This window comes from Saccharothrix isguenensis (genome assembly GCF_052936305.1).
The window spans coordinates 1,597,354-1,610,735 of the sequence record NZ_CP193626.1 but is presented as its reverse complement, the minus strand read 5'-3'; the positions used below and the strand labels follow the sequence as shown (position 1 = coordinate 1,610,735).

Below are 13,382 nucleotides of genomic sequence, written 5' to 3'. Positions count from 1 at the left end.
ACCGTAAACCTGGTTGTCGAGTTTGTCGAGCGCGCCGATGGCCGACGTGGCTGATCAGGCAGGCAGGACCGGCAGGACCGACACCACTGGCAGGGCTGATCGCGAGCCGCCGGGGTTCGAGCTGCCGTTGCTGCTGTTCGCCGGATTCCGGTCCCTCATCGACCAGCTGCACGCCGAACTGGCCGAACGCGGGCACCCCGACGTGCGGCCCGCCCACGGTTTCGCGATGCAGGCGATCGGCGTGCACGGCGCGACCGCCAGCGAGATCGGACGCCGCCTCGGCGTCTCCAAGCAAGCCGCCGGCAAGACCGTCGACCGGCTCGCCTCGCTCGGCTACGTCGAACGCGCCGACGACCCTCGGGACGCGCGCCGGAAGCTGGTCCGGCTCACACCGCGCGGGATCGACTCGCTGACCCAGTCGGCGGAGATCTTCGACCGGCTGCGGGCGCGGTGGGTCCACGAACTCGGCGCCGGCCGGGTCGCCCAGCTGGAGTCGTCCCTCCGCGCGGTCGTGCCCGACGCCGGATTCCCCGTCGACGTCCCCGGCTGGTTCGGCTGACGGTCAGCGGAACAGCGCGCTGTACGCGTTGAGCGCGGGCTGGCCGCCGAGGTGGGCGTAGAGGACGTTGGAGTCGCGCGGGACCTCGCCGGTGGACACGAGTTCGATCAGGCCCGCGAGGGACTTGCCCTCGTACACCGGGTCGGTGATCATGCCTTCCAGGCTCGCGCCCAGCCGCATGGCGTCCAAAGTGGACTCCCCCGGCACGCCGTAGATGCCCTCGTGGAACCGGTCGTCCAGGATGACGTCCGCGTCGGTCACCTCGACGCCCAGCAGGTCCGCCGTGTTCTTCGCGATGCGCGACACCTGGTCACGGGTGTCGCACGGCTCGGCGGACGCGTCGATGCCGATGATCGTCCGCCCGCTGCCCGCGAACCCGGCCACCATCCCCGCCTGCGTGCTGCCGGTCACCGAGCACACGACCACCGTGTCGAACCGCACCCCCAGCTCGGCCTCCTGCCGCTCGACCTCGACCGCCCACCCGGCGAACCCGAGCCCGCCCAACGGGTGGTCCGACGCACCCGCCGGGATCGCGTACGGCTTGCCGCCCGCCGCACTCACGTCCTCGATCGCCTGCTCCCAGGCCGGTTTCACGCCGATGCCGAAGTCCGCCTCCACCAGCCGCACGTCGGCGCCCATCAACCGGCTGAGCAGGATGTTCCCCACCCGGTCGTACACCGCGTCCGGCCAGTCCACCCAGCTCTCCTGCACCAGCACGCACTTCAGCCCGGCCCGCGCCGCCGCCGCGGCCACCTGCCGGGTGTGGTTGGACTGCACGCCGCCGATGGACACCAGCGTGTCGCAGCCCGTGGCCAACGCGTCCGCGACCAGGTACTCCAGCTTGCGCGTCTTGTTGCCCCCGAACGCCAGCCCGGAGTTGCAGTCCTCCCGCTTGGCCCACACCCGCGCGCCGCCGAGGTGCCGGCCCAGCCGTTCCAGCTCGTGCACCGGCGACGGGCCGAAGGTCAGCGGGAAGCGGGCGAAGTCGTCCAGCGCCATGATCAGTTCTCCTCAACCAGCAGGTCGGCCAACGTCGCCCAGTTCCGCTCGACCAGCCGCGCCGCGAGTTCGGCGTCGGCCGCGGCGCAGGCGGTGATGATCTCGTCGTGCATCGCCACCGAGTGGCGGCCGGTCGGCGCGGCGAACCGCAACCGCTCGAGCCGGCGGACGAGCGGGGTGTAGCGCTCGATGGTGGCCACCACGGCGAAGTTGTCGCTCCGCCGCACTGCCACCGCGTGGAACTCGTCGTCCGCGGCCAACGCGCCGGGCACGTCACCGACGGCCAAGGCCTGCGCGAACGACGTGTTGGCGGCGCGCATCGCGGCCAGGTCGGCCTCCACCATGCGCGGGACGGCGAGCCGTGCGGCCAACGCGTGCATGGTCCGGACGACGACGTGCGCGTCACGCACCGCCGTCGTGTCCAGCGGGGTGACCCGCGTGTAGCTGTGCGGCTTGCTCTCGACCAGGCCTTCGTCGGTCAGCCGCGCCAACGCCTCGCGCACCGGCGTCCGGGACAGGCCCAGCCGCTCGGCCAGCTCGGCGTCCTTGATCGGCACGCCCGGCGCCAGGTCGCCACCCAGGATCGCCTCGCGGATCGCGGTCAGCGCCTGGTCGCGGTACAGGGCCCGACCAATATATTGCATATCGGCACTGTAGACGGTGAGGTCGAGGAACGGTAGGCGGTACGGCCGAGCGGCGGTAGACCGTGCGGCTCAGCCGCGCAGCGCCGGGACGCCGTCCCACGACGGCTCCATGGCGCGCAGCAGCCACGGGTGCGGGTTCTCCTCCGGCACGTCGCGGTCGCGCTCCACCATCGCCGGCATGAGCGCGGGCACGCGGGGCAGGCCGACGGTGATGACACCACCGCCGTCACCGGCCATCCACATCGTGCCCGTTTCGGCGATGTTGGCGATCAGGTCCGGGTTGGGCAGCGGGAACCGCACCACCGCCGTGCCGGTCGGCAGCTGGGCGAGCCCGGCGACCTCGTGCTCGGACTCCCAGGGGAAGAGCGTCACGGGGACCGGCGTCCACTTCACCGCCGACTCGGCCGCCGCCACCGCCTCGCGGTACAGCTTGCAGATCATCACCACACCCGGCGAGAGGATGGCGGCGGCCACGATCAGGAGCCCACCGACCACCAGGCCGGCCGGTGACAGCGGCGTCACGCTCAGCGACACCATCGCGGCGCCGACCACCGTTGACGCAGTGGGCCAGACCCAGGCCCGCGTGCCCCAGCGGAAGCCGCGGAACGCGCGCGCCACCACCTCGTCGTCCAGCGGTCTGCCGATCAGGTGCGGTTCGCGTTCACGGGGACGGACGTCGGCCGCCTCGATCTCCTCCACCCGCATCGGGTACAGGCGGCACAGGCCCGCGACGCGAACCTCTGCCCTGCCCTTGTCGTCCGGCCCGCACAGGAACACCTCCTGCCGGTCCAGCACCAGGGTCGTCACGTCGGGCAACGTGCCGCGCAGGACGACCGTGCCCCCCTCGGTGAAGAGCAGGAGCCGTTCCTCCTCCCACGTCCCGCCGGCGGCGACCGTCGCGGGAACCCGCCGCCACGGTCGGTCGAGCAGTCCACGCCGTCGCGGCGCCCACTCGTGCCGGTGCACGAGCGACGCGAGCGCCATGAGGAGACCCAGCAGCGCGAGCACCACCACCACCGCCACGGTGCCGGGGGTGGCCTCGGGGAACACGACGAGGCTCACCGCGACCGTCAGCGACCCCACCGCCATCGCGTCGGCCACGCGCCCGAAGGTCTTGTCCTCGTCGAGGAACAACCTGGTGGACCAGTCCTCCACCGCCGGGACGTCCGTGCGGGGCTCCAGGTACGCGGGTCGCATCACGATCGCCATCATGGACGGGTCAGCGGGGTGTGAGCACGCAGAATTCGTTGCCCTCCGGGTCCGCCAGCACCACCCACGGCACGTCGGTCTGCCCGACGTCCGCCCGCACCGCGCCCCACGCCTCCAGCCGCGCCACCTCGATCAGCAGGTCGCCGGCGGGGCGAGGTCCAGGTGGATCCGGTCCTTCACCACCTTCGGCTCGGCCACCCGCACGAACTCCAGCGCCGGCCCGGCTTCCTGGCTCAGCGACGCGAAGTCGGGGTGCTCGCGGGTCACCGGCAACCCGGTCACCCCCGCCCAGAACGCCGCCTGCGCCCGCGGGTCGAGCGAGTCGACCACGACCGCGGCCACCGGCCCGGTGTGCGCGTACTCGTCACGCTGCTCCAGCACGCAGAACTCGTTGCCCGCCGGGTCCGCCAGCACCACCCACGGCACGTCGCCCTGCCCGACGTCCACCGTCTTGGCGCCCAGGTCAACGGCCCGCTCCACGATCGCCGCCTGGTGCTCCGGCGAGGAGGAGGCCAGGTCCAGGTGCAGGCGGTTCTTCACCACCTTCGGCTCGGGCACGGTCCCGAACACCAGCTCCATCCCGCCGCTGAGCGCCACGTCGACCTCGTCGGCGGTCTCGCCGGTGATCGGCCGCTCCAGCAGCGCCGACCAGAACCGGCCCAGTGCCGCAGGGTCGGCCACGTCCACGACGACATCGCGCCACCTCGTTGCCATGCTCCGACGGTAACGTCTGACGAATGGCTGACCTGGTACTTGGTCCGGTGTTGCGACACGTCGACTCCACCTCGGCGACGGTGTGGGTCGAATCCGACGCCGCGTGCGAGGTCGCCGTCGCGGGCGGACGCGCGGAGACGTTCCAGGTCGGCGAGCAGCACTTCGCCCTGGTCGTGGTCGAAGGGCTGACTCCCGGCACCACCACGCCGTACGACGTGCGGCTGGACGACGAGGTGGTGTGGCCGCGGCCCGATTCGCCGTTCCCACCGCCCGTGATCAGGACCAATGACGTGCGGCGGCTGCTGTTCGGCTCGTGCCGGGCGGCGAAGGCCACACCCACAACGGACAAACCGGACAAGCTGGGGCCGGACGCGCTGGACGCGTACGCGTTGCGGATGCTGGACCAGCCGCAGGACCAGTGGCCGGACGCGCTGGTGCTGCTCGGCGACCAGGTCTACGCGGACGAGCCGACGCCGCGGGTCACCCGGTGGCTGGCGGAACGCAGACCGGAGCCCGCGGGCGAAGTCGTGTCGTTCCGCGAGTACGCCGAGCTGTACCACGAGTCGTGGGCCGACCCGGAGGTCCGCTGGCTGATGTCCGTGGTGCCCACGTCGATGATCTTCGACGACCACGACGTGCGCGACGACTGGAACACCTCGCGGACGTGGCGCGAGCAGATGGCGACCAAGCCGTGGTGGCCGGAGCGCATCCGGGCCGGGCTCGCGTCGTACTGGGTCTACCAGCACCTGGGCAACCTCTCCCCGGAAGAGCTGGCGCGCGACGAGCTGTACGGGAAGGTCCGGTCGAGCGGCGGCGACGTGCAGGGGCTGCTGGAGGACTTCGCCGAGCAGGCCGACAAGGAGGTCGACGGCGGCAAGTCGACGCGGTGGAGCTACCGGCGGGACTTCGGCCGGGTGCGGCTGCTGGTGATCGACACCCGGGGCGGGCGGATCCTGTCCGGGCCGGAACGGCTGATGGTGGGCGACCGCGAGTTCGACTGGATCGAGGAGAACGCCGAGGGTGACTTCGACCACCTGCTGGTCGGCTCGTCGCTGCCGTGGTTGATGCCGCACGCGCTGAGCCACCTCCAGTCGCTGAACGAGCGGATGGCCGGGCTGCCGGGGTGGCGGGGGCGGTTCGGGGAGAAGGTGCGGCAGGTCGCGGACCTGGAGCACTGGCCCGCGTTCCGGGGTTCGTTCGAGCGGCTGGCCCGGCTGCTGGCCCGGATCGGGCGGTCCGACAACGCGCCCGCCACTGTGTGCGTGCTGTCCGGGGACGTGCACCACAGCTACGCGGCGCGGGCGGCGTTCGAGTCGCCGGTGGCTTCGAAGGTGTACCAACTCGTGTGCTCGCCGGTGCACAACGACCCGCCGTGGGTGTTCCGGCCCGCGTTCCGGCTGTCGTGGTCACGGCCGATGGCGCGGGTGCTGCGGTGGTGGGCGGACCGGCGCGGGATCTCGCCGGACCCGGTGGCGTGGCGGAAGGTCAGCGGCCCGCACTTCGGCAACTCGGTCGGCATGCTGGAGATCGACGGCTGCGACGCCCGCTTCCGCCTGGAGACGGCGACCTCCGACGGCCTGCGTGAAGCGACCTCGATCGCACTCTGACACCAGCGGGTCAGCGGCGCCGAGGAACGCGATGGTGCGCTGCCAGGAGGTGGCGGCTTCATCCGGCGCGTGGCGGGGATCGGCGGGGTCGAGGGCGAAGCCGTGGTCCAAGCCGTCGAAGACGGTGGCGCGGCCGTCGAACGCGGTGCGGAGCCGCCTGAGCGCGATGGCGCCGCCCATCGAGTACCGAGCACGCCGACCCGCGGCACGTCCTCGGCGGGCAGCCGGCCGCCTCGTCCAGCACCCGCCGGATCTGCGTGCGGCGGTCACCAGCGGTGGCGTGACGCCCCAGACCTCGTGGCACACCACGACACCACCGCGGGCACGTCCTGGCGGTCGGAACCCGGTCATCGCCGGAAAGCTACCGCGCCACGAGGTGGGGTGCGCCCGCCGCCGGGTGGGGGGTCGGGTTGCCCGGCGGCGGACGCACGTCTACTTGGTGGCCAGCCTCAGCAACGCCCACAGCTGGGCGATCGCGTCGTGGTCACCGGTCCGCGGTGGCAGGTCGCGGTCCGGGATGCGGCCCCACAGCCAGCGGTACAGCTGCATCGGGGTGCCGGTCACCTCCCCGTTCGCCGACGCCGCTTCCTCGTCGCCGACCAGCCGTGCCACGGCCGGGTCCGGCCCGGTCGTCGCCAGCCACACCTTGTCCCCGGCACGGAGCGCCACGGTCCCCTGCCGGGTGCCGCGCACGCCGAGGAGGTCCAGCCGGTGCCCCAGCCACAGCGACAGGATCTCGTCCACGCCGTCCTCGGCCACGTCGTCGTCCACCGGGTCGACCGGCAGCCCGGCCGCAGACTGGACGTCCATCCGGTGCACGGTCGACTCGTGCGCGAGCCGCCGCGCCCAGAAGTTGTGGTTGCGCTCCGCCGGCCACCACGTCTCGCACGGGTCGTCCGGCTCACGAGCCCGCAACGCCCGGACCAACGGCGGCACACCCGCCCGGACGTACTCGGGCAGCGTCTGCCCCTTCTCCGGGTCCTGCTGCCACACCAGCGGTTGGCTGCCTTCCCTCAGCCACGTCGACACCATCCGGTACGTGCTGCCCACGTGCCTCGCCGTCTCCCCGAGGTTGAGCCCGGGGCACGCCGGCACCTGGCGTTCCGGGCGCTGTCCTTCGGCCGACGCCGCCAGGCGCTCGGCTTCCTGCTCCACTACGTCGATCAGGCGGTCGTAGGCGACCAGTCCCCTGCTCACAGTCCGTCCTCGTACATGATCTCGTCGACCAACTCGGTGAACTGCGCCGCTTGGCGCACCAGGTCGTCGGCTGCCCTCGGGGTGACCTGCCTGGTGATGCCCGCCAGCACGGCCGCGCGCGTCGCCGAGCACTCGGCGAAGAACGCGGCCCACTCGCGCAACTCCGGCGCGAGGGAGGGCAGCAGGACCCACACGCTGGTCGGCTTGGACCGGCCCCGGTGGGGTCGGCCGCGGGCCGCCAGCACGGCCGCGGCGGCCCGCATCGCGGCCAGGTAGGCCGTGGCGAAGCGGGTGTGCGGCACCAGGTCCCGTTCGGCCTCGGCCAGGCACTCGCGCGCCTGACCGAGCAGGGTCACGGCCGACGCCGGTGGCAGTGGGAGGGGAATGCGGCGGGGGAAGGTCTGAGTCATCTCGCGGCCTCCTCGCGGCGTCGGGACAGCGACGACCGCCGCGGGGAGACGGCGGCACTTGGTGGTGGGGCGCTTCCCCCGCCCCACCACCAAGGCATTGCTCGAACAGATGTTCGAGCAAGACCAGACTAACCTGCCGGCCCGGAACTCCTCAAGCCGACCGCCCGTGGTCTTATGAACAGGTGAGCGCACTCGACCACCCCGGCATCCGCAAGGTGGCCGCCGCACTGTCCGAGGCGGGCCATCACGAGGCGGCGAACGGGATCCGCGTGCTGGCCGACGCCGTTCGCACCGCCGCCGAAGCGGCCGAGGCGGTGGGAGTGCCGGTCGGCGCGATCGCCAACAGCCTCGTGTTCGCCGCGGTCCGCGACGGCGTCGCCACGCCCCTGCTCGTGCTCACGTCCGGCGCGCACCGGGCGGACACGGACAAGCTCGCCGCGCTGGCCGGCGCGGACTCGATCGAACGGGCCAAGCCCGCGTTCGTCCGCGAGCACACCGGCCAGGTCATCGGCGGCGTCTCCCCCGTCGGCCACCCGACGCCGATCCGCACGTTCGTGGACGTCGCGCTGGAGCGGTACGACGTGGTGTGGGCCGCCGCCGGGCACCCGCACGCGGTCTACCCCACCACTTACGCCGGCCTGGTCGACCTGACCGGTGGCACACCCGCCGAGGTCGCCCGGTGACCGCCGCACCCTCGCAGCGGATCGTCGCCCTGTCCTCGCGGGAGCTGAACTCGCGGCTGGACGAGGCGCTGGCGCTGTACGTGAGCGCGATGGACTACCCGCCCGGCACGGCCGAGCAGCGCGCGCCCATGTGGTTGGCGCACATGCTGCGCGAGGGCTGGCGGTGCGTGGTGGCGTTGGGCGAGCACGACGAGCTGGTCGGCATCGGCTACGGCTACCGCGGCTCCGTCGGCCAGTGGTGGCACGAGCAGGTGCGGCACGGGCTGACCATGGTCGCCGGGCCGAACGCGGTCGAGGAGTGGATGCGCGACTACTTCGAGCTGACCGAGCTGCACGTCCTGCCGCGCGCGCAGAGCCGGGGCATCGGCGAGCAGCTGCTGCGGAACCTGCTGGCCGGCGTGCCCAACTCACGGGTGCTGCTGTCCACACCGGAGGGCCCGAGCAAGGCGTGGCGGCTGTACCGGCGCATGGGTTTCGCGGACGTGCTGCGGCACTACCAGTTCACCGGCGACCCCCGGCCGTTCGCCGTGCTGGGCCGCACCCTGCCGGTCACCTGACGCAGCCGCCTGACGCGGTCACCTGACCCGGTCACCTGACGCCGTCGCCTAGAACGGCGAGACGAAACCCGTCGCGCGCAGGTACTTGCCGGCGTTCAGCCCCTCGATCGGGCGCATCTTCGAGTAGACGACCCGTTCGTCGAAGTTGCCCTCGACGGTGCGGACGTGCGTCGCGTGGCGGCCGGTCCGGTCGTACTTGACCTCGACCACCAGGCCGACGTGCGCGTGCATGTCCGGGTAGTTGCCGTAGACCACGGCGTCGCCCGGCTCCACGTCGCGGTCGCCGATGTCCTTCCACCGGCCGTTGGCCTTGCCCCACTTCTGCCAGTACGTCGCCCAGTGCCCCTGGTCGAGCACGGACGCGCCCGGCGCCGGGCGCATCGCCGGCTTGTCCGGCACGCCGCCCGCGGTCCACGCCCAGTTGACGAACACGCCGCACCACTCGGCCGGGCGCAGCACTCCCTGACCGGTCCGCTGGTACTTCTCGGGGTAGTAGTTGCCGGTTCCCTCGCGCTGGCCGACCTCGCGCAGCGCGTGGTCCACGACCTCCTGCCGGATGCGCCACTCGGTCTGGTCCTCGACCGGTTGGGCCTGCCCGGACGCCGGGGCGCCGGCGATCAGCAGCACACCGGCCAGCACCACGCCGAGCGCCGACCGCATCGCACGTCTGGTCATCGGTTCCCCCGCCCCCTCTTCGTCCGCCCACATCCAACCCCCGGTCCGGTGACCTCGGCGTGAGGTCACCGGACCGAGCGGATCAGAGTTCCGCGAGCCGCTCGCGAAGAGTGTCCAGCCCCATGGCGCCCATCTCCAAGGCTTCCTGGTGGAAGCGCTTGAGGTCGAACGCCGAGCCGTGCCGTGCGCGGGCGTCCTCGCGGGCCGCCAGCCACAGCCGTTCACCCAGCTTGTACGACGGCGCCTGGCCGGGCCAGCCCAGGTAGCGGTCGATCTCGTCCTTCACGTGCGCCGGGTCGGTGATGGTGCGGGTGAGCATGAACTCCAGGCCCAGGTCCGGCGTCCACCGCTCGCCCTCGTGGAAACCGGTGCCGCGCGGGATCTCCAGCTCCAGGTGCATGCCGATGTCGATGATCACGCGGGCGGCGCGGAACAGGTGCGCGTCGAGCATGCCCAGGAGGTCGCCGTCGTCCTCCAGGTAGCCCAGCTCCCGCATCAGCCGCTCGGCGTACAGCGCCCAACCCTCGCCGTGGCCGGACACCCAGCACAGCAGCCGCTGGAACTCGTTCAGCTTCTCCGCCTGGTAGACGGCCGTGGCGACCTGGAGGTGGTGGCCGGGCACGCCCTCGTGGTAGACGGTCGAGACCTCGCGCCAGGTGGAGAACTCCTCCTTGCCCTCCGGCACGGACCACCACATGCGGCCGGGCCGGGTGAAGTCCGGGGTGGGGCCGCTGTAGTAGGCGCCGACGCCACCGCCGGGCGGCGCGATGCGGCACTCCAGCTTCATCAGCTCGTCCGGCAGGTCGAAGTGCACGCCCCGGACGTCCAGCAGCGCATCGTCGGACAGCCTCTGCATCCACGACTGGAGGCCGTCCTTGCCGCGCACCTGGTAGCGCGGGTTCGCGTCCAGCGCGGCGGCGGCCTCGGCCAGCGTGGCGCCCGGCTTGATCCGGTCCGCGACCTGCTTCATCTCGGTCTCGAGGCGGGTGAACTCCTCCCAGCCCCACTCGTAGGCCTCGGCCAGGTCGAGCCGGGAGCCGGTGAAGTAGCGGGACTGCAGCCGGTAGACGTCCTCGCCGACCGCGTCCTTCCTGGGCGCCTTCGGCGCGAGGTCGTCGCGCAGGAACGCGGCCAGGTCGCCGTACGCTTCGGCGGCGGCCTTCGCGCCCGCCTCCAGGTCGGTGCGCAGCGCGCTGTCCACGCGGGCGTCGGCGATCAGGGCGGCGAAGAACGACGACTGCCCGCCGGCCCGGCCCGCCCACGTGTCGCACTGCTCGGCGACCCGGGTGACCTGCCGCAACGCAGCGGACCGGTTCTTGTCCGCCGCGTACGCGAGGCCCGCGCGCAGGTTCGCCACCGCGTCCGGCACGGCGGCGAGCCGCTTGGCGATCACGGCCCAGTCGTCGGGGCTCTCGGTGGGCATCTGGTCGAACACCTCGCGCATCGACTGCACGGGGCTGGCGATGACGTTGAGGTTGCCCTCCATCAGGCCGGCGTCGTACAGCTCGACCTCCAGGCCGATCCGCTCCAGGAAGACGGCCTTCGCGTCGGCCTCCGACTTGTCGGCCGGTTCGGCCGCGGTGACGGCGGCGAGCGCGCGCTGCGCCAGCTCGTTGCGCGCCGCGTGACCCTCCGGGGAGTAGTCGGTCAGCCGGTCGTCGTGACCGGGCTTGCCGATGAACGTCGCGGTCAGCGGGTCCGCCGCCGCGTAGTCGGCTACGAACTGGTTGCTGACGCCGTGCACGCCGGCGGAGGAGGAGGTCGACATGAGCCGCACGTTACCGCCGGCCCGTGTCCCCCGAACAGGTAATTAGCCACGCTCACGACCGTGTCCCAGCGGTCAACTTTTGACCGCTGCCGGCAGGATGGCCGCGTGTCCAGGGCCTCCGCGCTCCTCCTGCCGATGTTCCTCCTCGCGTTCTTCTCGCTGACGGGGTGCGTCCGGCTGCACGCCGCCATGGCGTTGTCCTCGGACGACCGGGTGTCCGGCGAGATCACCGCCGCCACCCCGCCCACCCAGGACGACGACCCCGGCCCGCAGCTGAAGGTGCCGAACGAGCTGGCCAGCCGGGTCACCACGAAGCCGTACAAGGTGGACGACTACGTAGGCACCCAGCTGTCGTTCAGCGGGTTGACGTTCGAGGAGGTCAGGACGCTGTCGGCGGCGACCAGCGCGTCGTCCAGCCGGTACCAGCTGTCCTTCCGGCGGTCGGGCGACCTGGTGACGCTGTCGGGGTCGGTGGACCTGACGCAGGTGCCGCCGGAGCGCTCGGACATCCAGGTGAAGATCAGCTTTCCGGGTGAGGTCGTCGACACGAACGGGCGAGAGGAGGACAACGCGACCGTCGCGTGGTCCCCGAAGCCCGGTCAGGCCTCGATGCTGACCGCGACCGCCCGGTACGCCGGGGAGAACTCGGTGTCGTACTTCGGCTGGACCATGCTGGTGGCCGGGCTGACCGGCGGGGCGGTGCTGGTCGTGCTGGTGCTGGCGCTCGTGTCGCACCGCCGCAGCCAGCTCGCGTAGGGCGCTGTCACGTCGTCGCGGGCTGCCTCGTCCACCTGGTATGAGGATGAAATTCGCCAAGGTGGCGCCCGAGGCGTACCGCCTGATGACCGGACTGGCCGCCTACGCCGCCGAGAACGTCGACCGCACGCTGGTGGAACTGGTCCAGCTGCGGGCGTCGGTGCTCAACGGCTGCGCGTTCTGCGTGGACATGCACGCGACCGACGCGATGAAGGCCGGTGAGAACCCGCAGCGGCTGTTCGCCGTGTCGGTGTGGCGGGAGTCGACGTTCTTCAGCGGCACGGAGCGGGTGGCGCTGGAGTTGACCGACGCGGTGACCCGGCTCGGCGAGCACGGCGTGCCGGACGAGCTGTGGGAGCGCGCGAGCGCGGCGTTCACCGAGAAGGAACTGGCCGACCTGCTCGCGTTGATCATCAGCATCAACGGCCTGAACCGGCTCGGCGTCACCCTCGACTCCGCGACCGAACGCCACCTGCACACCTAGCCACCCGTCCGCGAGGTCGCGTCGGTCGTTCGCGCCCCGTTTCCCGGCGATCACGCCCTTCGGTCGTCGGAAAACGGGTGCGAACGACCGACTTCCCAGGCGACCGAGCCGCCGTCTGCGGAGCAGGGGCCATTCACACGGTGCGCGCCGGGACCAGGCCGAGGCGGCCGACGATCTCGCGCGTCGCCTTGGACCGGTTGAACGTGTAGAAGTGCAGGCACGGCACGCCTTCCGCGAGCAGCCGCTCCGCCACCTCCGTCACCACGTCGATGCCGGCCTGGCGGAACCCCGCCGGGTCGTCCAGATACGGGTTCAGCCGGCGCGCGAACGAGTCCGGCATCGACGCGCCCGACAGCTCCACCGTCTTGGCCAGCGTCCGCGGCGTGGTCAGCGGCATGAGGCCCGGCAGGATGTCCGCGTCGCAGCCCAGGGCCGCCACCCGGTCGCGCAGGCGCAGGAAGTCGTCCGGCTCGAAGAACAGCTGCGCGATCGCGAAGTCCGCACCCGCCCGCAGCTTCCGCACCAGGTACTTGGTGTCCTCGTCCAGGTCCGCCGACCGGGGGTGGCCGTAGGGGAACGCCGCCACGCCCACGCAGAAGTCGCCGAGCTCCCGGCACAGCCGGACCAGCTCCTCGGCGTAGGTCAGCCCCTCCGGGTGGGCCACCCACTCGCCGTTCGGGTCACCGGGCGGGTCGCCGCGCACGGCCAGGATGTTGCGCACGCCGACCGCCGCGTACCAGCCGATCACGTTGCGCAGCTCGGCCACCGAGTGGTCGACGGCCGTCAGGTGCGCCATCGGCACCAGCGTCGTCTCCTGCGCCACCCGGCCGATGGTGCGGATGGTCCGGTCACGGGAGGAGCCGCCCGCGCCGTAGGTGATGGACACGTACGCCGGGTCGAAGGCTTCCAGCTCGCGGATCGCGCGCCAGAGCACGGTCTCGTCCGCCTCGTCTCGCGGCGGGAAGAACTCGACGGAGAACACGGGGGAATCCCCGCGCAGGCGTTCGACCACCGACGTCATGCGGGTCAGCTTAGAGGTACGTCCGGACAGTGGGAGTTCCCTTTCACTCATTGGGACAAGCCCCCCGGTTGGGCACCCGGCGGCGGCAGAGGTGACCAT

16 protein-coding genes are annotated in these 13,382 nt (G+C 72.1%); 6 read left to right on the top strand and 10 right to left on the bottom strand.

Going from position 1 to position 13,382, the window contains the following annotated elements; genetic code table 11:
• Positions 1-46: 46 nt before the first annotated feature.
• Positions 47-559: a MarR family winged helix-turn-helix transcriptional regulator gene (locus ACRAKI_RS07865; protein WP_447006382.1), complete on the top strand. Its 513-nt coding sequence runs from the start codon at positions 47-49 to the stop codon at positions 557-559.
• Between the two features lie 3 nt (positions 560-562).
• On the opposite strand, the gene ACRAKI_RS07860 is transcribed toward ACRAKI_RS07865, so the two are convergent.
• From ACRAKI_RS07860 to ACRAKI_RS07840, 5 genes are all read right to left on the bottom strand, one after another.
• A complete protein-coding gene (locus tag ACRAKI_RS07860) occupies positions 563-1,558 on the bottom strand; it encodes a 1-aminocyclopropane-1-carboxylate deaminase (protein ID WP_447006381.1) in 996 nt (331 codons plus the stop codon).
• A gap of 2 nt (positions 1,559-1,560) precedes the next feature.
• Complete coding sequence (locus tag ACRAKI_RS07855; protein WP_447006380.1) at positions 1,561-2,202, bottom strand: GntR family transcriptional regulator; 642 nt, start codon at positions 2,200-2,202, stop codon at positions 1,561-1,563.
• Positions 2,203-2,271: 69 nt separating this feature from the next.
• Positions 2,272-3,402 (bottom strand): hypothetical protein, encoded by a 1,131-nt coding sequence (locus ACRAKI_RS07850; protein WP_447006379.1) that lies wholly within the window; start codon positions 3,400-3,402, stop codon positions 2,272-2,274.
• A gap of 19 nt (positions 3,403-3,421) precedes the next feature.
• The gene (locus tag ACRAKI_RS07845; RefSeq protein ID WP_447006378.1) at positions 3,422-3,538 is read right to left on the bottom strand and encodes a VOC family protein; all 117 of its coding nucleotides are present in this window, start codon (positions 3,536-3,538) and stop codon (positions 3,422-3,424) included.
• A 5-nt stretch (positions 3,539-3,543) separates the two neighbouring features.
• On the bottom strand, positions 3,544-4,125 hold the full coding sequence (locus ACRAKI_RS07840) for a VOC family protein (protein WP_447006377.1): 582 nt from the start codon (positions 4,123-4,125) through the stop codon (positions 3,544-3,546).
• A 23-nt stretch (positions 4,126-4,148) separates the two neighbouring features.
• On the opposite strand from ACRAKI_RS07840, the gene ACRAKI_RS07835 reads away from it, so the two are divergent.
• Positions 4,149-5,732 carry an alkaline phosphatase D family protein gene (locus ACRAKI_RS07835; RefSeq protein ID WP_447006376.1) on the top strand — a complete coding sequence of 528 codons (1,584 nt, stop codon included), beginning with the start codon at positions 4,149-4,151 and terminating at the stop codon, positions 5,730-5,732.
• 432 nt (positions 5,733-6,164) lie between these two features.
• Here the strand turns inward: ACRAKI_RS07835 and ACRAKI_RS07830 are convergent, their stop codons facing one another.
• Complete coding sequence (locus ACRAKI_RS07830; RefSeq protein ID WP_447006375.1) at positions 6,165-6,929, bottom strand: maleylpyruvate isomerase family mycothiol-dependent enzyme; 765 nt, start codon at positions 6,927-6,929, stop codon at positions 6,165-6,167.
• A complete protein-coding gene (locus ACRAKI_RS07825) occupies positions 6,926-7,339 on the bottom strand; it encodes an SAV_6107 family HEPN domain-containing protein (protein WP_447006374.1) in 414 nt (137 codons plus the stop codon). The genes ACRAKI_RS07830 and ACRAKI_RS07825 overlap by 4 nt, the downstream gene beginning before the upstream one ends.
• 182 nt (positions 7,340-7,521) lie before the next feature.
• Between ACRAKI_RS07825 and ACRAKI_RS07820 the strand changes: the two genes are divergently transcribed.
• Together ACRAKI_RS07820 and ACRAKI_RS07815 are read left to right on the top strand one after the other, a co-directional pair.
• Positions 7,522-8,022: a YbaK/EbsC family protein gene (locus tag ACRAKI_RS07820; protein ID WP_447006373.1), complete on the top strand. Its 501-nt coding sequence runs from the start codon at positions 7,522-7,524 to the stop codon at positions 8,020-8,022.
• Entirely contained in the window at positions 8,019-8,579 is a 561-nt protein-coding gene (locus tag ACRAKI_RS07815; protein WP_447006372.1) for a GNAT family N-acetyltransferase, read from the top strand. The genes ACRAKI_RS07820 and ACRAKI_RS07815 overlap by 4 nt, the downstream gene beginning before the upstream one ends.
• Positions 8,580-8,627: 48 nt before the next feature.
• On the opposite strand, the gene ACRAKI_RS07810 is transcribed toward ACRAKI_RS07815, so the two are convergent.
• The gene (locus ACRAKI_RS07810) at positions 8,628-9,254 is read right to left on the bottom strand and encodes a CHAP domain-containing protein (protein WP_447006371.1); all 627 of its coding nucleotides are present in this window, start codon (positions 9,252-9,254) and stop codon (positions 8,628-8,630) included.
• A gap of 82 nt (positions 9,255-9,336) precedes the next feature.
• Positions 9,337-11,022 (bottom strand): DUF885 domain-containing protein, encoded by a 1,686-nt coding sequence (locus ACRAKI_RS07805; RefSeq protein ID WP_447006370.1) that lies wholly within the window; start codon positions 11,020-11,022, stop codon positions 9,337-9,339.
• Positions 11,023-11,127: 105 nt separating this feature from the next.
• Between ACRAKI_RS07805 and ACRAKI_RS07800 the strand changes: the two genes are divergently transcribed.
• Both ACRAKI_RS07800 and ACRAKI_RS07795 read left to right on the top strand, forming a co-directional pair.
• Entirely contained in the window at positions 11,128-11,778 is a 651-nt protein-coding gene (locus ACRAKI_RS07800) for a DUF3153 domain-containing protein (protein WP_447006369.1), read from the top strand.
• A 46-nt stretch (positions 11,779-11,824) separates the two neighbouring features.
• Entirely contained in the window at positions 11,825-12,262 is a 438-nt protein-coding gene (locus ACRAKI_RS07795; RefSeq protein ID WP_447006368.1) for a carboxymuconolactone decarboxylase family protein, read from the top strand.
• Positions 12,263-12,395: 133 nt separating this feature from the next.
• Here ACRAKI_RS07795 and metF read toward each other — a convergent pair whose 3' ends face one another.
• Positions 12,396-13,283: a methylenetetrahydrofolate reductase [NAD(P)H] gene (gene metF, locus ACRAKI_RS07790; protein ID WP_447006367.1), complete on the bottom strand. Its 888-nt coding sequence runs from the start codon at positions 13,281-13,283 to the stop codon at positions 12,396-12,398.
• Positions 13,284-13,382: the final 99 nt, after the last annotated feature.

What these genes read in the sequence shown, in the direction of transcription:
- ACRAKI_RS07860 (WP_447006381.1), bottom strand. Translation starts at nt 1,558, where the DNA reads ATGGCGCTGGACGACTTCGCCCGCTTCCCGCTGACCTTCGGCCCGTCG.
- ACRAKI_RS07855 (WP_447006380.1), bottom strand. Translation starts at nt 2,202, where the DNA reads ATGCAATATATTGGTCGGGCCCTGTACCGCGACCAGGCGCTGACCGCG.
- ACRAKI_RS07840 (WP_447006377.1), bottom strand. Translation starts at nt 4,125, where the DNA reads ATGGCAACGAGGTGGCGCGATGTCGTCGTGGACGTGGCCGACCCTGCG.
- ACRAKI_RS07835 (WP_447006376.1), top strand. Translation starts at nt 4,149, where the DNA reads ATGGCTGACCTGGTACTTGGTCCGGTGTTGCGACACGTCGACTCCACC.
- ACRAKI_RS07825 (WP_447006374.1), bottom strand. Translation starts at nt 7,339, where the DNA reads ATGACTCAGACCTTCCCCCGCCGCATTCCCCTCCCACTGCCACCGGCG.
- ACRAKI_RS07810 (WP_447006371.1), bottom strand. Translation starts at nt 9,254, where the DNA reads ATGACCAGACGTGCGATGCGGTCGGCGCTCGGCGTGGTGCTGGCCGGT.
- ACRAKI_RS07805 (WP_447006370.1), bottom strand. Translation starts at nt 11,022, where the DNA reads ATGTCGACCTCCTCCTCCGCCGGCGTGCACGGCGTCAGCAACCAGTTC.
- ACRAKI_RS07795 (WP_447006368.1), top strand. Translation starts at nt 11,825, where the DNA reads ATGAAATTCGCCAAGGTGGCGCCCGAGGCGTACCGCCTGATGACCGGA.
- metF (WP_447006367.1), bottom strand. Translation starts at nt 13,283, where the DNA reads ATGACGTCGGTGGTCGAACGCCTGCGCGGGGATTCCCCCGTGTTCTCC.